Below are 18,944 nucleotides of genomic sequence, written 5' to 3'. Positions count from 1 at the left end.
CCCGCAACAATGGGTGGCGAGTCACTGAATGCGGGTATAGGGATACGAGCAGTGCGCCGTCAGTGCGCCTCTTCCCAGTTCGCGCCCGCGCCGACCTCGGCGACGAGCGGCACCTTGAGCTTCGCGACGCCGCACATCATCTCCGGCAGCTTCTCGCGCACGCGCGCGAGCTCCGGCTCGGGCACCTCGAGCACGAGTTCATCGTGCACCTGCATGATCATCCGCGAGGCGAGCTGTTCCCGGGACAGCCAGTCGTCGACCGCGATCATCGACAGCTTGATCAGATCCGCGGCCGTGCCCTGCATCGGCGCGTTGATCGCCGCGCGCTCGGCCGCCTGGCGGCGCGGCCCGTTGCCGCCGTTGATCTCGGGCAGCCACAGGCGCCGGCCGAACACGGTCTCGACGTAGCCCTGCTCCTTCGCGGCCGCGCGCGTTTCTTCCATGTACCGCGCGACGCCCGGATAGCGCGCGAAATAGCGGTCGATGTAGAGCTTCGCGGCGTCGCGCGTGATGCCGAGGTTCGATGCGAGCCCGAACGCGCTCATCCCGTAGATCAGCCCGAAGTTGATCACTTTCGCGATGCGCCGCTGGTCGGACGTCACCTCGAGCGGCGTCACGCCGAACACTTCGGCCGCGGTCGCGCGGTGGATGTCCTCGCCGTGCGCGAACGCGCGCTGCAGCGACGCGTCGCCGGAGATGTGCGCCATGATCCGCAGTTCGATCTGCGAATAATCGGCGGACACGATCCGGCAGCCTTCCCGCGCGATGAACGCCTCGCGGATCCGCCGGCCCTCGGCCGTGCGCACCGGAATGTTCTGAAGATTCGGATCGTTCGATGCGAGCCGCCCGGTCACCGCGACCGCCTGCGCGTAGTTCGTATGCACGCGGCCGGTGTCGGCATTGACCATCCGAGGCAGCTTGTCGGTGTACGTCGACTTCAGCTTCGACAGCCCGCGATGCTCGAGCAGCACCTTCGGCAGCGGATAGTCGTCGGCGAGCTTCTGTAGCACCTCTTCGTCGGTCGACGGCGCGCCGCTCGGCGTTTTCTTCACGACCGGCAATTGCAGCTTCTCGAAGAAGATCTGCCCGATCTGCTTCGGCGAGCCCAGATTGAATTCGCCGCCCGCGAGTTCGTATGCCTGCGCTTCGAGCTCGACGAGCCGCTTCGCGATCTCGGCGCTCTGCGCGTCGAGACGCGCCGTGTCGATCAGCACGCCCGTTCGTTCGATTTTGCGCAGCACGATCGACACCGGCATCTCGATCTCGCGATACACGCGCTCGAGGCCCGGTTCGCGCGCGACCTGCGGGTACAGCGCGCGATGGAGCTGCAGCGTGATGTCGGCGTCCTCCGCCGAATACTCGACGGCCTGCGGCAGCGGCACCTCGTCGAAGCCGATCTGCTGCGCGCCCTTGCCCGCGACATCCTCGTACTTGATCGTCTTCACGCCGAGGTGGCGCAGCGCGAGGCTGTCCATGTCGTGCGGCCGGTGCGATTCGAGCACGTACGATTCGAGCAGCGTGTCGTGCTCGATCCCGTTCATCTCGATCCCGTAGTTCGCGAGCACCTGCGCGTCGTACTTCATGTGCTGGCCGACCTTCTTGTGCGCGGCCGATTCGAGCCACGGCTTCAGGCGCGCGAGCACCTCGTCGATCGGCAACTGCTCCGGCATGTCGGGCCCGCGATGCGCGACCGGCAGATACGCGGCGCGCCCCGGCTCGACCGAGAACGACAGGCCGACGAGCCGCGCGACCATCGGATCGAGCGACGTCGTCTCGGTGTCGAACGCGGTCAGCGGCGCGTGCTCGATTGTCTTCATCCACGTGTCGAACTGCGGCCAGGTCTGGATCGTGTCGTACTCGCGCTCGACCGTCTGCACGACCGGCGCGGGTTCGCCGTTGGCCGCCGCCGGCTCGTCCGCGCGTTCGACACTCGCGCTGTCGATCTCGCGAAGCCAGGTCTTGAAGCCGTAGCGGGCAAAGATGTCGCGCAGCGGCTCGCGCGCTTCGCCGCCGCTCGCGAGCGACGCTTCGATCGACTCGAGATGCGGCGCGAGATCGCACGCGGTCTCGATCGTGACGAGCTGGCGGCCGAGCGGCAGGAAGTCGAGCGCGCGGCGCAGGTTGTCGCCGACGACACCCTTGATCTCGCCCGCATGCTCGATCACGCCGTCGAGGCTGTCGTACTGCGACAGCCATTTCACGGCCGTCTTCGGCCCGCACTTCTCGACGCCCGGCACGTTGTCGACCGCATCGCCGATCAGCGTCAGGTAATCGACGATCCGCTCCGGCGGCACGCCGAACTTCGCGATCACGGCATCGCGATCGAGCGTCTCGTCGGTCATCGTGTTGATCAGCGTGACGGCACCGGTGACGAGCTGCGCGAGATCCTTGTCGCCGGTCGACACGATCACCTTCATGCCGTGCCGCTCCGCCTCCTTCGCGAGCGTGCCGATCACGTCGTCGGCCTCGACGCCTTCGACCATCAACAGCGGCCAGCCGAGCGCACGCACCGCGCCGTGAATCGGCTCGATCTGCAGCGCGAGATCGGGCGGCATCGACGGGCGTTGCGCCTTGTATTCGGGATACAGATCATCGCGGAACGTCTTGCCCTTCGCATCGAACACGCACGCGCTATACTCTGCACTGACTTCCTTGCGCATACGGCGCAGCATGTTGATGATTCCGTAGAGCGCTCCGGTCGGCTCCCCGCCAGGGCCGCGCAGATCAGGCATCGCATGGTAAGCCCGATACAGATAGCTCGAACCGTCAACCAATAGCAGGGTCTTACCTTCCAGATTTCGTTCTTCAGGCATTATGGACAAGAGAAAAGTGATTCCGAGTCTGCGTTCGCTCGCAGATCAAGAGCGCGCGACCGCCAAGAAGGCGCGCGCGTCGTGGCAGATGTTCACGATTATGGCAGAGTTTATCGAGGCGACCGAGTACCTGTCCGAGATCCGCCCGGCCGTCAGCATCTACGGTTCCGCCCGCCTGAAACCGGATTCGCCGCATTACAAGCTCGCGGTGCAGATCGCGCGCAAACTGTCCGACGCCGGCTTCGCGGTGATCTCGGGCGGCGGCCCCGGCATCATGGAAGCCGCGAACAAGGGCGCGCACGCGGGCAAGGCGCCGTCGGTCGGCCTCAACATCGAGCTGCCGCACGAGCAGGCCGGCAATCACTATCAGGACATCTCGCTGCGCTTTCGCCACTTCTTCACGCGCAAGGTCACGTTCGTCAAGAATTCGGACGCGGTGATCGTGATGCCGGGCGGCTTCGGCACGCTCGACGAGTTGTCCGAAGTGCTCACGCTGATCCAGACGAAGAAGTCGCGTCTCGTGCCGATCATCCTCGTCGGCAGCACGTTCTGGCAGGGGCTGCTGCAGTGGTTCCGCGATCAGCTGATTCCGATGGGCCTGATCAACGCGGAAGACATGGACCTGATGCAGGTGATCGACGATCCGGACCAGGTGCTCGACGCGGTGATGGCGTTCTACGAGGATCGCGGCGAGGAAGAGGAAGGCGAGGAAACGCATCCGCAGCGCCCGGAAGAAGACCGGATGTTCTATCTGTAGGACCGCGTGTAGGACCGCGCGAAAAACGCGCGGTCGGCATGTGCCGCACCGCGTGTTGCGCGGCGTCGCGTTGCACTGAGGCGCGCTGCGTCGCGCTGCGTCGCAACACGCGGCCGACGCCGTCTTTGTAACGGCGTATTAAAAGCGCGCAGCGCCGTTTGCCCGCCGTTTGTCAAATGCCCGCGCATCGCGCGCGCGGCAACACCACCGGCGCGCCGGCGATTGTCAAATGCGACGCCGGCTTCATCCGCATCGCCGCCCGCCGGTCGAATCCGTCGTAATACATCCCGCTCGCGCCCGCCGCGCCGAACCGGCACACTGCGCCTGCATCACGCGATGCCGATGCGCACCCGGACGGCTCGGGCCGCTCGTCCAGGTCGCCGCGCCGATGCTTCCCTTGCCCCCACGGAGAAGACCATGAAACGCACGTTGCTCGCACTCGTTCTCGCCGGCGCCGGTATCGCCGCGACCGGCCTCGCGCACGCCGACACCTACAGCGTCCCGCCCGGCCAGGCGGCCGGCTGGCACGGGGACCGCTACTGGGACGGCCATCGCGACTGGACGCGCCGCGACTGGGAAGCGCATCAACGCGACCTCAAGCATCACTGCACGCCCGAGCGTCATCGACACAACGAGTGCTGAGCACCGCGCGCCGCATAACACGGATCAAATTCACGAATCAAATTCACGGATCGAATTCACGGATCAATGGCAAGGCCGCCCGTCGCGCTTCGGCGCACGGGCGGCCTCGTCGTTTCAGGAAAGCGCTTACTGGAACGCCACCTCGGCGAAGCTGCGCAGCTTGCGACTGTGGAGCCGGTCGAGGCCGTTCGTACGCAGGATCTCCATCGCGCGCACGCCGATCTGCAGATGCTGGTCGACCTGCGCGCGATAGAACTGATCGGCCATGCCGGGCAGCTTCAGCTCGCCGTGCAGCGGCTTGTCCGACACGCAGAGCAGCGTGCCGTACGGCACGCGAAAGCGGAAGCCGTTCGCGGCGATCGTCGCGCTCTCCATGTCGAGCGCGATCGCGCGGCTCTGCGACAGACGCTGCACCGGCTCGCGATGATCGCGCAGCTCCCAGTTGCGGTTGTCGACGCTCGCGACCGTGCCCGTGCGCATCACGCGCTTGAGCTCCGCGCCGTCGAGCTGCGTGACCTGCGCGACCGCGCGCTCGAGTGCGACCTGCACTTCGGCGAGCGCCGGGATCGGCACCCACAACGGCAGATCCGCGTCGAGCACGTGATCCTCGCGGACGTAGCCGTGCGCGAGCACGTAGTCGCCCAGGTGCTGCGTGTTGCGCAGGCCCGCGCAGTGGCCGAGCATCACCCACGCATGCGGACGCAACACCGCGATGTGATCGGTGATCGTCTTCGCGTTCGACGGGCCGACGCCGATGTTGATCATCGTGATCCCGCTGCCGTCCGCGCGCTTCAGATGGTATGCGGGCATCTGCGGCAAACGCGGCGGCGCCGCGCCTTCGGCCGGCTCGCTGCCGAGATTCTCGTTGTAGGTCACGACGTCGCCGGGCTCGACGAACGCGCTGTATTCGCTGCGATACGCGCGCACCGCGGGATCGTCGCTCTCCATCATCATCGTGCGGCCAAGCTTCACGAACTCGTCGATGTAGAACTGGTAGTTCGTGTACAGCACGTAGTTCTGGAAGTGCGTCGGCGACGTCGCCGTGTAATGGCGCAGCCGGTGCAGCGAGAAGTCGACGCGCGCCGCCGTGAACAGCGCGAGCGGATGCGGCTCGCCGGGCGCCGGCTCGTACGTGCCGTTGACGATGCGGTCGTCGAGATACGCGAGATCGGGCGTGTCGAACACGTCGCGCATCACCATCAGGCGGCCGCGGTCGAGCTCGCCTTCGAGATGGATACCCTCCGGAAACGCGAAATGAACCGGAATCGGCTGCGACGACACGCCGATCTCGATCTGGACTTGATGATTCTTCGCGAGCAGGCGCAACTGCTCGCGGTAATAGTTGGCGAACAGATCCGGACGCGTAACCGTCGTCTCGAACACGCCCGGGCCCGCGACGAAGCCGTACGAACGGCGCGAATCGACGTGGGTGTTGACGTCGGTGCGGACCCGCACGAACGGATAGCATGCGCGCACGCGCTCGGCGAACGGCTCGTGGCGGCGATAGCGCGCGAATGCGTCGCGCAGGAAGCCGGTGTTCGCTTCGTAGATCGCCGACAGCCGCGCGACGGCGGCGACAGGATCGTCGAAGGCTTCGACGGGCGGGCATTCCGGGGTCTGTGTCCGGTGCCTGCGGCTCAGATCGTTCTTCATGTTCGTCACCCTGTAGGATCAGTCGACATTACCACGGAACCTTGACAGCCCGCCGATCGCACGGTCCGCGTTGGACAGACGGCCGATGCCGAGGATTTGCTAAAATTGAACGGTTAATTGGGAGAGTCACAATGAAGCCGCTCATTCTCGTTGCCGCTGCCGCCGCGCTCGCCATGGCCGGCGTCGCCCATGCCGCCGGCGATGGCCCGGACGCCGACGCGCCGAGCGCCGAAGCGCGGGCTCAGGCCGCCGCCAACGAAGCCGCCGGCCTGCCCGACCTCACGAAGATCAACCGGCCCGCCGCGCGCGTCACGTCGAAGGTCGATTTCGCCGACGTCCGGCGCACGCCGAGCTTCCACACCGTCAGCCGCAACGGCACCGAAGTCACCGAATACCGCGATCGCGGCAAGCCGGTCGAAATCGACGTGAAATCGAACTTCGGCACGCGCTATCAGATGAGCGCATCGCCGGACACGTCGCCGAAGCCGCACGACGCGGGCGTGCCGATCACTCGGCTGCCGTCGCTCAACCTGCGGTACTGACGTCCGCCGCGCGCCACGACGCGCGGCGCGCCGTTTTTCCGCCCGCCCCTTTTTGCGACGCACGCGCACGCGTGCCAGCCAACCTGACCCGACGTTCCTCGCATGGCCGTTTTCACAGCTGTCACCGATTCCGATCTCGCGCACTGGATGCGCCATTACGATCTGGGCGACGTCGTCGCGTTTCGCGGCATTCCGTCCGGCATCGAGAACAGCAACTTCTTCCTGACGACGACGCGCGGCGAATACGTCCTCACGATCTTCGAAAAGCTGACGGCGGAGCAGCTGCCGTTCTATCTCGACCTGATGCGTCATCTTGCCGCGCACGGCGTGCCGGTGCCGGACCCGGTGCCGCGCGACGACGGCGCACTGTTCGGCGAGCTGCACGGCAAGCCGGCCGCGATCGTCACGAAGCTCGACGGCTCGGCCGAGCTCGCGCCCGGCGTCGAGCACTGCATCGAGGTCGGCCAGATGCTCGCGCGCATGCACCTCGCGGGCCGCGACTATCCGCGATACCAGCCGAACCTGCGCAGCCTGCCGTGGTGGCAGGAAAACGTGCCGGCGATCGTGCCGTTCCTCTCCGATGCGCAGCGCGCGCTGCTCGAGCACGAGCTCGCGCACCAGGCGCGCTTGTTCGCGACGGACGATTACGCGGCGCTGCCCGGCGGCCCGTGCCACTGCGACCTGTTCCGCGACAACGTGCTGTTCGCGCATGCGGCGCCCGGCACCGGCCACAGCGTGCGGCTCGGCGGCTTCTTCGACTTCTACTTCGCCGGTTGCGACAAGTGGCTGTTCGACGTCGCGGTGACCGTCAACGACTGGTGCGTCGACCTCGCGACGGGCACGCTCGACGCCGCGCGCGCCGACGCGCTGCTGCGCGCCTATCAGACGGTGCGACCGTTCACGCCCGAGGAACGGCATCACTGGAACGACATGCTGCGCGCGGGCGCGTACCGCTTCTGGGTGTCGCGCCTGTACGACTTCCACCTGCCGCGCGCGGCCGAGATGCTGAAGCCGCACGATCCGGGCCATTTCGAACGCATTCTGCGCGAACGCATCGCCCATGCGAGCGCGCTTCCCGAGACTCACACCGCATGCAACTGATCGAAGTGCCCGCGAAGGCGGGCTATGTCTGGTTCCGTCAGGGAATCTGGCTGTTTCGCCGAAATCCGCTCGCGTTCGTCACGCTGTTCTTCACGTACCTGCTCGCGATCATGCTCGTGTCGCTGGTGCCGGTGATCGGCGCGGCGCTGCCGTTGCTGTTCATCCCGGGCGTCGCGGTCGGCTTCATGGCCGCATGCCGCGACGCCGTCGCCGGCAAGCCGGTGATGCCGACGATCCTCGTCGACGGCTTCCGCTCGTACGGCCAGGTCACGACGCAGCGTCTGTTCGTGCTCGGCGCGCTCTACGTCGCGGCGATGGGGCTGGTGTTCGCCGCGTCGGCGCTGCTGGACGGCGGCGTGCTGTTCGGCATGATGATGGGCGCCGGCAGCAACGCGACGCCGGATGCGCTCGCCGCGCAAGGCATGAACGGCATCGGCGCGCTGCTGGTCGCGACCGCGCTGTACGTGCCGGTCTCGATGCTGTTCTGGTTCGCGCCGGTGCTCACCGCGTGGCACGACATTCCGCCCGTCAAGGCGCTGTTCTTCAGCATCGTCAGCTGCTGGCGCAATCGCGGCGCGTTCCTCGTGTACGGGCTGCTTTGGTTCGGCGTCGCGATCGGCACGTCGGTCACGCTGTCGCTGCTGCTGCAGGCGCTCGGCGCGGACATGAATACGGGCGCGGTCGCGGTCATGATGCTGGCCACGATCGTCATCCTCACGATGCTGTATTGCTCGTTCTACGCGACCTATCGCGGCTGCTACGGCGTGCAGGAAAAAAATTCCCCCGAAGAATCAAAGACTTAGCATCGTTGAAAAGTAACTGGTTAGTACAAAGTTTGGTCAAAATTCCTCGCCGTTTGCACCGCGTTTGCACCAGGTTCCGCTAGGTCAGTTTGTGCAAATCCTCTTAGGGACAAGCACCTAGTGGAATCTGGCACTTAGAGCAGTACAGCGTCTAGTCTACATGTGGCAGGCGGCACATCAAGTCCCGCGTACCTGTGTACATTGTGCGGGTGCGACATCTTGCCGCATCTGGCACGCCTTCCCCAGCCTGTTTGACGCTAGGACCGTACTGGGTATGTGGGGCAGACTGCGGAAACGCTCTGGCACCAGAAATACAAGAATCGAGCATTTGAGCATAGAAATGGCTGTAACCCCCGTCCCATAAGGCTTCCAAGCCGTGCTTGACCTCGAAAATCGAGCATAAATCAAGCACCAGTCGAGCATGGCGTCCGTCTAATAATTCGTATTTCGTACTGCCCTCAAGATCATATTGGTGATAGCAAGAGACTCGATCTCTACTACCACTCCAACCGAGATGCCGTTATTGTCGAACGGAATAATTTCGATGCTGTCGTCGTCTAGCTCCTCGTGCAAACAGATAATGCAACCGGAACCAATGTCACAGCACTCGAACGTATCCCGTTCGTTAAGCTCGTCAAATGCTTCCAGATAATCAGCTACAGTAATATTCATAGCCACCCTCCTATCTGGAGTATTTACCTGCCCTTCAGCCCCATCCGAACTTCTGCTTGAAATCCACGATAGCGAAGTCGTCAGCCAAATACACAGTCAGCTCAAATTCAGATTTAGTGAGCATGCGGAGCAATGACGACGCACCCGCGGTATCCGCATTATCCCAACTGCCGTACACTTGTTCGAGCCACGCATTAATCGAATTGCGCAGCGCGTCAGCAATAGAATAACCCTGAATCGTAGTTTTCAATGCCACACCGCTACGGCACGGCGCTTCGTTCCAAGTAGTCATACTGTCTCCCCTCGTTATTAGGCCGATTGCTGCGACACCGTAGCTTCAGCAAGCCATGCCTTCTTCCAGTTCATGAGCGTGCTTTTGCCCGGTCCCTCGCCGTCGTCGCCCTTCAACAAGGCAACCGCCTCATCGACCGTCTTTTGCTCAACAAGGAGCAGGTGTTTGGCCTTAGCTTTCACTGCCTCGGGATATCCTTTGCCACCACCCTTAGCAGACGTTTGAACCTGCGGTTTATCGAATTCGCGAATTGAGTTGTATTGCTGCACGTTAGCCATCTCCAGTTTCACGATATAACCGGACACTGCATCGTAGCCTTCGATTTCGACGACCTCACCAGTTTCAGGATTGAACCCCTGCTGCTTGAGCGCAATAACCTTCGGCGATTGCAGTTCGAATTTCTGAGCAAAGGCTTCGAGCGTCTTAATATGAGCGTCGTATTCTGCCTTCGTCATAGTGAGCTGCATTGCGATACCAGCCGTCGTGAATTGCTTTTGCATAAAATTCCCCGTAATAAAAATTGAGCGTGAGTTAATCCGCAGTCGTTGGCTTGGCCACGTCTGGTCAGTACGTTTAACTGCGGATGGATTTTGCTGCTGTTTCGAATCAGTTATTGCGTCGTTGATTCGATGGAATGAATTCTATTGACGCCAGATACTGTTGGCTAGGAACAGTGCTAGCACCTGCCAACTATCTGCTTGCTACTGCTTGCTCTTGAAGTCGATGCCGTCAAACCACCTACGGATCGTACTGCTGGCAAACTTTTGGGGCTTTGATTGGATTCCGTACTGCTCCCGCTGGGCCTTGTCGTCGTAGATTGCCTGTATGTAGCTGTTGATCTGGTCCTGTAGCTTGCCAGCGGCTTGACTTGCACTGCTGTACAGGTTCGGACTGGCTGCCACTAGCTGACGGGCACGCTGCACTGCGAGATTGCGGGCGATGTTCTTCGCATCACCACCTGCTCTCGTTCTGTCCGAGATCTTGGTCCGAAGCTCCTTACCTACCTGTCGAGCAACTACAACCGGTTGCATTGCTCGCGTTTGGGTCCGACCGAGATAGTAGTTGGCCCGACAAAGGAACGTCCAAGCCGTGCCGCCATCACCACTATTGAATGCATGGGTTGCTGCCGATCTGTATGCGCAAGCCAATCGGAAGGTATCCATGTAATCGGGCCGCTTGTTCTTCAAATATTCCCGTTGCATTGCTCTGGGGTCAAGCTCGTGTTGCCGCAAAAGTGGGTAGTAGACGGTATCCAAGAAATCGAACTCATCCTTACCCGTGCAGGCTTGGTATGTGTTGGCCGCCATTCTCAAAAACCCATCGCACATATTGTCGAACGTCTTGCGATAACCACTACTGCTCTGTTTCACTTCGTTGAACTCCAAACTGAACTGGGCTGCAATGTTAGCGGCGTTTGCCTGCTCTTGCCCTGCGACCCGAAACATTTTGCGCAATTTCTAGTGGAGTTTAGGAGGGAGATGCGCTGCTAGCAGCCATATTAGGAGAAATTTCCTACTTCTAGCAGCGCGCTGTCGACGATTGCATTGCTATGTGCGACCGAAAAGCGGTTGCCAAATTGCGAAATTCAATACAAGCCGGGCATCAGACTAGAAGGATTGATACTAGTACCGTATCCCGGTATGCCAGTAGCCCCGTATTGTCCCGCAAGCATTGCCGCTTCGGGATTTGCTACCGAGTTGTTCAGCATCGTACTGAGCAGAGTGCTGTAGCTGTTGTTTGTGGGCAACGCATTCGCACCCGGCATCTGCTCATACAAATTTGGGCTAGCCATGCTCGGCAGAGGTTGCGGAACAAAGCCCGCTGTACTGCCTGAGTGATGCACACCCCCACCAACCATAGGGGCATTTGGTGCTTGCCCACCTGACATTCCGTTTGATGCGTTCATGGCGGTCGTGCCCGTACGTGCTGCACCCATGAGCAGCTTCATATACGGACTGTTTGCAAGACCGCCCATCGATACAGTACCCAATGAGTCGCCCCCTGCCGTTGCACCTGACAGACCACCACCAAGCGCACCAGACGCAGTGCCTGTCATGCCTCCACCCGGCAATAGACCCGAGTAAAGACCTGTTGGAGACGCGCCCAAGCTACCAGCTAGATTACTCATTGCCGGGTTCAAGCCAGTTGCCCCGACGCCTACGCCATTTGTGAGACCTGCATCGCCGTATAGACCTGCTCCGTTGATTGCACCTTGAATGCCTAAGCCAGCTTGACCCGCACCTGCACCAATACTGTTGCCAATTGCATTGCCAGCGCCCATGCCTCTAGCCAACAAGCCGCTTGTGCTAGCTGCTGTATTTGCGGCAGAGCTACCAAGGCCCGATAAACCAGTCGCTGCTTCATATCCTGCTAGACCTGATCCAGCTGCTGCACCCAATGCACCACTTGCGCCCGCAACAGTCGGAGCGGCAAGACTAGCAGCTAAAGCACCTGAACCAAGCGCTGTACCTGCTGTTCCTGCAAGCAAACCACTACCGAGTCCTGCTGCTGTGCCCACGTCGGCTGCACCTGCACCGATCGCTGCTGCTGTACCGGCATCTGCTGCGCCCGCTGCTCCTGCACCGATTGCCCCCGTAGCGCCTGCATCCGCTGCTGCTGCTCCACCTGCCAATGCGGCATCACCCACACCACCAGTTAGCAATCCTAAACCGATTGCACCTGCTCCAAGCCCAATCCCTTCCATAGCTGATGTACTCATACTACCTCATCAGTTGGAAGAAATTTTGCACACGTAGCACAATGCGTAATACGGTGGGGTTACGGTAAATGGCTGTCCAGCGCCTGCATTTTGAATACTGATACCCGTTCCACTACCATTCAACCAAATACCTGTACCGCTTGCATTCAACCAAATACCTGTGCCGCTTGCGTTTGTGTTCATGATTCCGCGGTTGAACGTGCCATACTGATTAGGCGCGCTAGTACCTGAGATACCGCCGTTATCTTGACCTGCTTGGCCCCAACCACCTGGTGGGTAGCTATGCGCGTGCTGTGGGTCATTGACATAGTGGTTGTGCGTTGGATCGTTGACGTAGTGGTTGTGCGTTGGATCATTCACCCCGTGATTGTGAACAGGCATGTTTGAAGCAGACAGCGTAACGCTTGTAGAACCACCCGTTGCACCCGGCGCATACAAGTTACCTGCACCAACGACGAACTTGTCCATCAAATTGGGTGTGCCGTTTTGGCCGTTACACAATGCCCAGTCCGAACCCCATACAGAAGGGATATTCGCTATTGCACCTGACCACATCATGACCGTACCAACGGGAATCAGGGACTTCAACTGACTCACGATGACCGCATCTGTGTTTGCTACGCCCGCTGCAACGTTGTTGATCTGGTAGCTGTTCATGTTCAGAGCTTGAGATTGTGTAAGCGCTGATCCGTTAGCAAGCTGAGCAATGAACGCAAACGCTGCATTCAAGTACAAAGACAAGTTGTTGCCGATTGGCTCCGTACCCGCTGGAGAGTTCAAGCTTGCTGTTGTGTTTAATTGACTAATACTGGTTGGCACCGACATTTATAGTTCTCCTTATAGGTAGCCTGATGACGACAGGGAGCCGAGCAAGCCCATCCCTGAGACGCCCAAACCTGCGATTGCACCCAGCGGGTTAGCTGACTGGCTTGTAGACGAAATCCCTTGTGCGCCATTACCCAATGCACCAGACAAAGCGCTTTCTTGAATACCAAGTTGCTCGTATGGAGACATAGCGCCTTGATACCATTGCTGATAGGCCGCGTTGTCTGCGTTTTGAGCGTTCGTCTGCTGTGCTGTCCCGCCGGTGTACTGAGCATTCAACTGGTTCAACGTATCGCTATCTAAACTTGGTGCAAGTGCGCCTGCACTCAACACACGATTTTGAGCCGTGTTGTAGTTGTTTGAATTCAGGCTCTGCGCGTTGAGGTAGTTGGATGCGTTTGCTAAGTTTGCTTGCGTTCCCAGCTCCGCGTTGACGCTCGCTGCGTTTGCTGCCGTGTTGTAGGCGTTTCCGTAGATATTCGCGCTGTTGTTAGCAAGTGCAGTCCCAAGTGTCTGGTTCTGCTGGTTCATCGCGTTTTGATATGCGGAACCGCCGTATGCCCCTGATCCAGAAAACTGACTATTGAGGTTCATCGCATTCTGGTTGAACGCGTTTGTTGTTTGCTGGTTTGCTGCGCTTACTTCTTGTGCCAAGTACGGATTGCTCATACTGGCGTATGGGTTCTGCGATGCAGATGCCATTGGCGAGTTGACATAGCCGTAGCTGTTGCCGCCGTTGTTCGCCATGCCTGAGACAGCACCTGAAACAGAACCACCAACACCACCGGTATTAGCCAAGTTAGTCATGCCGTTGATAGCACCTGACTGCGTGCCATTCATGCCGGCATATGTTTGGCCTGTGTACTGCGGCACTTGCTGCTGACTTAGCTGCGTTCCTGTGCTCAGAATGTTTTGTGCTGCAGGTTGCGCATAGCTGGGCAGTTCTGTGGTTGTAGTGCTGTTCCCACCACTTCCACCACCGCTACCCATTGCGATCATGTGACCGCGCGCTTTCTTCGCAAATACGAAAATTGACATACTCTTCCTTTTTATTATTTTTCTTGTCTGGAAGCACTACTGCTTATTTATGGCTGTGGCGTACGCGATCCAGATATTCCGCCCAACAATCCACCTCTTGTTGTCTGCCCAATCAGCTTATTAAACTTCGCACCTGTTGCAGCCTTACTAGCAGCAGCGTCATTCATTTGCTTGCCGACTTTCAGTGCTTCTGCAAGGCGATCAGGATTGAGCATCAAGTGCTCAAGCGACTGAGTATTTGCCTGCTGCGCTGATGCACCCACTTTGTTTGCAACCCAGCTAACGCCCTTGTCCAAACCCCAACCCACGCCAATAGCACCTAGACCATGTACGTGTGCAGCACCGATTGCACCATCAGCAGCCATACGCATTGCGCGCTCACCTTCTGCGCTACTGATGTACTTGCCGACACCAGTCTTGCCTACTAACTCGTTGACGTTTTGAATGTCAGCTTGCTTGTTTGTAGTAGGACTGCCCTTGATGTTTTTGTACTTGTATGAATCACTGTTGATCAGATTCTGACGCACGCCTTGCAACGCTTGTGTTTGCTCTGGTGTGTACAGTCCGTCTTGCTGATTGATCTTTGCAACGTCATTCCAAGCTGGTGAATTGCTTTGTCGTGCATCAATCTTATCGAGTATCTTTCCGTAGTTTTGGTGCTGTGCTAACTGCTGCATTGCATCCGCGACGTCACCTTGGCCTTGACCTCGCAAGTAATTACCGTACTGGTTAAATGCAGCTGGATTCGAAGCACTGTTGACTGACAGTTGCCCATCAGGCGAAGTTCCGACGGTGCCCTTTGCCTGTTTCAGCGCAGCCAAGTCCTTTTGCATCTGTTGCAATTGGTTGACCTTTGCCGGTGACACTAGCTTAGCTGGGTCGAACGGATCGTTATTAGCTTGCCCTGCTTGAATTGAATCGTTCAGCGCCTTCAAGCGGTTCAAGTTCATGTTGCCGAACGCGTCTGTCATCTGCGGATCGGTCAGGAAACGACTAGCTTGCATCTGTTCCGTCGCTGTCTGGTAGACCTTGTTCGCAGTAGAAAATCCGGGTACGTTGACATCAAGGATGCCATCCAGTCGATTGCGCAAGCCAATGATTGCGTTCTTCTGGAACTTCAAAGCGTTTGCCTCAGTATCCGCAGGATTGCTCATACGGCTAATGAGGTTGTCCATCTCGATCTTTACTTGGTTCAAGTCCTGCGGCTGGATTGCACCGTCGTTGATCATCGGTGTATCGTTCAAGCTGTTAGCTCTGAACTTCTCCGTATTTCCAACTGCGATCTTCCCTGCTGGCGTATTCAGGATCTTTTCCAAGTCGCCTTCTACTGGGATCGCACTGGCCTGGTCGAACACCTGCTGATACATCGGACGTGAATCGATAATACGTTGCAGTTCCAAGTTAGCTGATTGCTCTGGCGTACCTTTGACGTTATTCCATTGGTCGACCAAGTTTTGCATTGGTGTGTCGCCAGTTTGGTTCTGCAAGTCAGAGATCGTACTGTCTGGTGCAGCTTGGTTTTGGATATGTGCTGTGTTTGCGTCTGCATTCTGTTCAGCGCGAGTATCCAGCCCTTCCATATGCTGGTTCTCTAGACCACGTTGCGCACTTTGAATAACAGGGTTGACAGTGCTTTCCGCTGCTGTGGGCTGATAACCCGGCACTTGGTTTTGCGCCTTAGCTGTCAACTCGTTAGCTACGTCATCGACGCCTTGACCAGTAACACCAGATGTTTGGTCGATACGTGCTGCTAGCTTCTGCGCGATATTCAAGTCACTTGAGGAGAAGCCATTAGCTTGCACTGCCGCTTGTGCAGCCCCTTTTGCCGCTTGCGCATCTGCACTCGTAGCGCCTGCAACTGTTCCTGCGGTTTTGCCGATGGCCTTCCCAACCAAACTGCCAGCACCCGCTACAGGCGCAGCAGCAGCACTGCCTACCAATGCTTGGCCCAATGCCTGACCGCCTGTTGCTCCGTTTTGCAGAGCACTAGCACCTGTTTGAACACCTGCCCCTAGAACCGCCTTACCAGCAAGCCCCGGCACGCCCCAAGCTTCAGGAGCAGCTACAGCTAGCGCAGCGTTCTGTGCGAAGTTACCTGCAGATTGACCAGCATTAAACGCGTTAGGATTAGCCGTACCTGCTGTGATGTTTCGGTTAGTGGCGTCTTGTTGCAACGCTTGTTGCTGTTGCTGAGAAGCAAACGGACTCGCATTTGCTTGTGCTGCAATACCATTCTCAATGTTGTTGACCAGAGATGCGCCGATACCCTTCGCATAAGCACCAGGGTTCTGTACTGCCTGCGAAAGATTGCCCTTAACGCCGTTGTAGATGCTGGTAGCTGTATCGATTGGGTGTGACACCGCATTTACTACCCCATTGACACCAGTGTTGATACCTTGCCCCACGTCACTCCAGAAAGAACCCGTCGAGTTAGCACTTTGTGGCTGCTGTTGCGCGGTCTGAGTTGTACCGGCACTGCTGTTGGGAAAAGCAATGGCGGCTAGTTGGTCTAGATCCGGTTCAGCAGCATTTGCAGTACCGGAGATCGCGCTTGCTGCCGCGTTGCCGATAGTTTGCAAAAAGCCCGGTGCCTTAGCTACGGTATTAGTCGCTGCCACGCCCTTTGAAACATACTTTGGGTCTTGCGCATAGCCACCTGCTTGAAGACCACCAAAGAAAGCATTCGCGTTCGTACCTGCATTAACTGCTTTCGGATAGTTGCTCTTTACGAAGCTAGCATAGCTGTTCGCAAACTGCTGCGGGTTTTGATACGACTGGTAGCTGTCCGTTGAACCTGTTGCATTGTCGGTTGCAGTTGGTCCCTGTCCGCGTGGATCTTTGATATTGCCCAAATTATTTGTGCCGGGTATAACGGACTTACCCCAGCCTGTTTCCTGTCCCCAGTGACCCAGAATGATGCTTGGATCAACACCCAATTGCTGCCCAGCAGATTGCGCAGCTTGTCCGTATGTCTGCGCGAAGCTGCTTGGTGTGTAGTATGAACTTGAGCTAGCGTTAGGGAACGCAATGGAAGCAAGTTGGTCAATTGACGGTGTAGATGTATCTGCCATACGTGACCTTAGTATTTGTAGTTATTTGCGGCCAAGATTTGCTGTGCTTTCGCATTACCTGAACGTGCTTGATCAACAAGGTACTGTAAAGAACTTGCTTGCGTGTACTGAGTTGCTGGCTTGCCTGCTTGCATAGGATTGCTGACTTGGCTCTTAGCACCAACGAAGTCAGTACGATTAGTACCCGCCGGAACAACAGTTCCATCTTTCAATGTAACCTGTGGACCTACCGAATTTCCCAAACCGGCACCATCCCACTGAGCAGAACGGTAGTTTAGGTTGTACTCGTTCATCTTTAGGTTGTACATGTCCTGCGCGATTGCGGCTCGTGTCTTCGGATCTGCGGAATTCCAATTGATCTGACCGTTAATAATCGCTTCTTGCGTCTTCTGATCCAGACGTGACACACCTGACTTCTCAATAGAACCGTATGCGTTAGCCAACTGGGCATTTGTCATTGTTTGGGCAATAACTTGCGACGGGTCGGAGGTAAGACCCTTAGAACGCAGGTACGCTTGCATCTTCCCTGGCAAACCGCTAGCTTGTGCTGCCTGATACTGCGGGTCATTGACGACCTGCATGTAAGTGCCAAGTTGATCCGCTTGCTGTTTTGCAGCGACAGCATTGTCAGAGTATGTTTGGACTTGCTTTTGCTGATCTGGTGTCAACGACACGTTGGATACAGGCGTTACTTGAGCAGGACTGCCGTTTTGACCCGGCTGGACCTGATTAATAACAGTACCTGCTGGTGTCGCCTGTGTCTTAACAGTTTGACCGATCTTAGTAAGCCCACCACCTTGCGGATTGAAAGAATAAACAGTACCGTCGTCACCAGTGACAGTTTGCATGGTTGGAAACAGCGACTTAATGTCATCCGCACTACCACCGTTCGACAAAATGCTTTGTGGTGTAACATTCGCAGGGTTGCTTCCGAGATACTTCTGGAAGTTGGCTCTGTTTGCAGTTGCTTGCTGTGTTGCCGCTGAAGTTGCGTTCTTCGCGGTAATATCCGCTTGATCCAATGCAGTTTGGCGCTGTGCCGCATACATGCTCATTGCATTCTGAATCTGCTGCTGCTTCAACTGCTCATACGTCTGCATGCCTGTTTGCGCGCCTGAACCAATCGCTGACCACCATGGTGTACCATAGCGCGAGTTAGCCATCATGCTAAAACCAGCATTCATAAGAGCCATGGAAACATTTGGATTCTCTGTAGCGGAAAAGAGCTTGGACATGAAGCCAGGTTGGGCGCTCTGTGCAGTCGTGCCTGATGTGCTGCTTGTTGGTGTATTGCTGCTAGCTGGCGTGCTATCACTTGCACTGCTGCTGTCGCTTTGGGCAGCACTTGCTGCTGGTGTTTGATCAGTGCTTGTGCCGTCGTCATTTACTGTGACATCTGGACTGCCTTGAGAAACACCAGTTGGTGTCGTAGTATCGGTATCGTAGTTTGGATCGGGTTTGCTCGTAGCATCTGAGGCGGCATCGGAAGCCACATCTCGATATGCTGATGGATTAAGGCCGAACAGCGTCGAAAATGGTGTTTGGTTTTGCTGTAGGTTCTGCAAGTCCTCATCGGTCATGCTCGATGGCATACCAGCTGAACTTGGCAGACCCAGTAAATCTAGAAGACTAGCCATGAATCATCCTTGTTATTCTTGTTATTTATAGCGGCATGGCATCCATTAACGCTGCACACTACGCCATTTTCCCGCTGGCAGCGGAATTGATAGAAATCGAGCATTTGAGCACGGCGAATCGGGCAATCCCTCGTCCCATCTAGCTTCCAGCGATTTCGCGTCGAGCACGAATCGAGCATGGCGTGAGCACCATCGAGCATATTCGAGCACGGCACTACGGGTTCAAGATGCTGTTGATAGGTTGAAACACAGGAGGGTTAGCCGTTCCTGCGTTGCCTGCCTTCGTACAGATCCAACCAATTGTGATGTATTGCTTTCCATCAGATGCAGTTAGTACAACTGGAGCGCTGTTACGTATCTGGTCTCCAACGCCGTACGT

16 protein-coding genes are annotated in these 18,944 nt (G+C 58.0%); 5 read left to right on the top strand and 11 right to left on the bottom strand.

The window, feature by feature from the left end; translation table 11 throughout:
* Nucleotides 1-59 precede the first annotated feature (59 nt).
* Nucleotides 60-2,813: a DNA polymerase I gene (gene polA, locus HZI36_RS00755; protein WP_179400702.1), complete on the bottom strand. Its 2,754-nt coding sequence runs from the start codon at nucleotides 2,811-2,813 to the stop codon at nucleotides 60-62.
* A gap of 1 nt (nucleotide 2,814) precedes the next feature.
* Here polA and HZI36_RS00750 point away from each other — a divergent pair, with 1 nt between their 5' ends.
* Complete coding sequence (locus HZI36_RS00750; RefSeq protein WP_179400701.1) at nucleotides 2,815-3,570, top strand: LOG family protein; 756 nt, start codon at nucleotides 2,815-2,817, stop codon at nucleotides 3,568-3,570.
* Nucleotides 3,571-3,987: 417 nt separating this feature from the next.
* A complete protein-coding gene (locus HZI36_RS00745; protein WP_179400700.1) occupies nucleotides 3,988-4,212 on the top strand; it encodes a hypothetical protein in 225 nt (74 codons plus the stop codon).
* A gap of 126 nt (nucleotides 4,213-4,338) precedes the next feature.
* Here the strand turns inward: HZI36_RS00745 and HZI36_RS00740 are convergent, their stop codons facing one another.
* Complete coding sequence (locus HZI36_RS00740; protein WP_179400699.1) at nucleotides 4,339-5,865, bottom strand: AMP nucleosidase; 1,527 nt, start codon at nucleotides 5,863-5,865, stop codon at nucleotides 4,339-4,341.
* Nucleotides 5,866-5,996: 131 nt separating this feature from the next.
* Between HZI36_RS00740 and HZI36_RS00735 the strand changes: the two genes are divergently transcribed.
* From HZI36_RS00735 to HZI36_RS00725, 3 genes are all read left to right on the top strand, one after another.
* Nucleotides 5,997-6,407 carry a hypothetical protein gene (locus HZI36_RS00735; RefSeq protein WP_179400698.1) on the top strand — a complete coding sequence of 137 codons (411 nt, stop codon included), beginning with the start codon at nucleotides 5,997-5,999 and terminating at the stop codon, nucleotides 6,405-6,407.
* 102 nt (nucleotides 6,408-6,509) lie between these two features.
* Complete coding sequence (locus HZI36_RS00730) at nucleotides 6,510-7,508, top strand: homoserine kinase (RefSeq protein WP_179400697.1); 999 nt, start codon at nucleotides 6,510-6,512, stop codon at nucleotides 7,506-7,508.
* Nucleotides 7,499-8,311: a BPSS1780 family membrane protein gene (locus HZI36_RS00725; RefSeq protein WP_179400696.1), complete on the top strand. Its 813-nt coding sequence runs from the start codon at nucleotides 7,499-7,501 to the stop codon at nucleotides 8,309-8,311. Before HZI36_RS00730 ends, HZI36_RS00725 begins: the two co-directional genes overlap by 10 nt.
* Nucleotides 8,312-8,743: 432 nt before the next feature.
* Here HZI36_RS00725 and HZI36_RS00720 read toward each other — a convergent pair whose 3' ends face one another.
* The 9 genes from HZI36_RS00720 to HZI36_RS00680 all read right to left on the bottom strand — a co-directional run bounded on the left by HZI36_RS00720 (nucleotide 8,744) and on the right by HZI36_RS00680 (nucleotide 18,565).
* Nucleotides 8,744-8,983, bottom strand: coding sequence for a hypothetical protein (locus tag HZI36_RS00720; protein ID WP_179400695.1), 240 nt, complete (start codon nucleotides 8,981-8,983; stop codon nucleotides 8,744-8,746).
* 34 nt (nucleotides 8,984-9,017) lie between these two features.
* The gene (locus HZI36_RS00715; protein WP_179400694.1) at nucleotides 9,018-9,275 is read right to left on the bottom strand and encodes a hypothetical protein; all 258 of its coding nucleotides are present in this window, start codon (nucleotides 9,273-9,275) and stop codon (nucleotides 9,018-9,020) included.
* A gap of 17 nt (nucleotides 9,276-9,292) precedes the next feature.
* Entirely contained in the window at nucleotides 9,293-9,775 is a 483-nt protein-coding gene (locus HZI36_RS00710; protein ID WP_179400693.1) for a hypothetical protein, read from the bottom strand.
* Between the two features lie 201 nt (nucleotides 9,776-9,976).
* The gene (locus HZI36_RS00705) at nucleotides 9,977-10,720 is read right to left on the bottom strand and encodes a hypothetical protein (protein WP_179400692.1); all 744 of its coding nucleotides are present in this window, start codon (nucleotides 10,718-10,720) and stop codon (nucleotides 9,977-9,979) included.
* Nucleotides 10,721-10,860: 140 nt separating this feature from the next.
* Nucleotides 10,861-11,994 (bottom strand): hypothetical protein, encoded by a 1,134-nt coding sequence (locus HZI36_RS00700; RefSeq protein WP_179400691.1) that lies wholly within the window; start codon nucleotides 11,992-11,994, stop codon nucleotides 10,861-10,863.
* A 9-nt stretch (nucleotides 11,995-12,003) separates the two neighbouring features.
* Nucleotides 12,004-12,819 (bottom strand): hypothetical protein, encoded by an 816-nt coding sequence (locus HZI36_RS00695; RefSeq protein ID WP_179400690.1) that lies wholly within the window; start codon nucleotides 12,817-12,819, stop codon nucleotides 12,004-12,006.
* A 12-nt stretch (nucleotides 12,820-12,831) separates the two neighbouring features.
* Entirely contained in the window at nucleotides 12,832-13,857 is a 1,026-nt protein-coding gene (locus HZI36_RS00690; RefSeq protein WP_179400689.1) for a hypothetical protein, read from the bottom strand.
* Nucleotides 13,858-13,904: 47 nt separating this feature from the next.
* Nucleotides 13,905-16,928, bottom strand: a complete 3,024-nt coding sequence (locus HZI36_RS00685; protein ID WP_179400688.1) for a glucosaminidase domain-containing protein — start codon at nucleotides 16,926-16,928, stop codon at nucleotides 13,905-13,907.
* Between the two features lie 8 nt (nucleotides 16,929-16,936).
* The gene (locus tag HZI36_RS00680) at nucleotides 16,937-18,565 is read right to left on the bottom strand and encodes a hypothetical protein (protein WP_179400687.1); all 1,629 of its coding nucleotides are present in this window, start codon (nucleotides 18,563-18,565) and stop codon (nucleotides 16,937-16,939) included.
* Between the last annotated feature and the right edge of the window lie 379 nt (nucleotides 18,566-18,944).

This window comes from Burkholderia guangdongensis, from assembly GCF_013403875.1.
In the GTDB taxonomy this organism is placed as follows: domain Bacteria; phylum Pseudomonadota; class Gammaproteobacteria; order Burkholderiales; family Burkholderiaceae; genus Burkholderia; species Burkholderia guangdongensis.
This window is presented reverse-complemented; position numbering and strand designations above follow the sequence as displayed.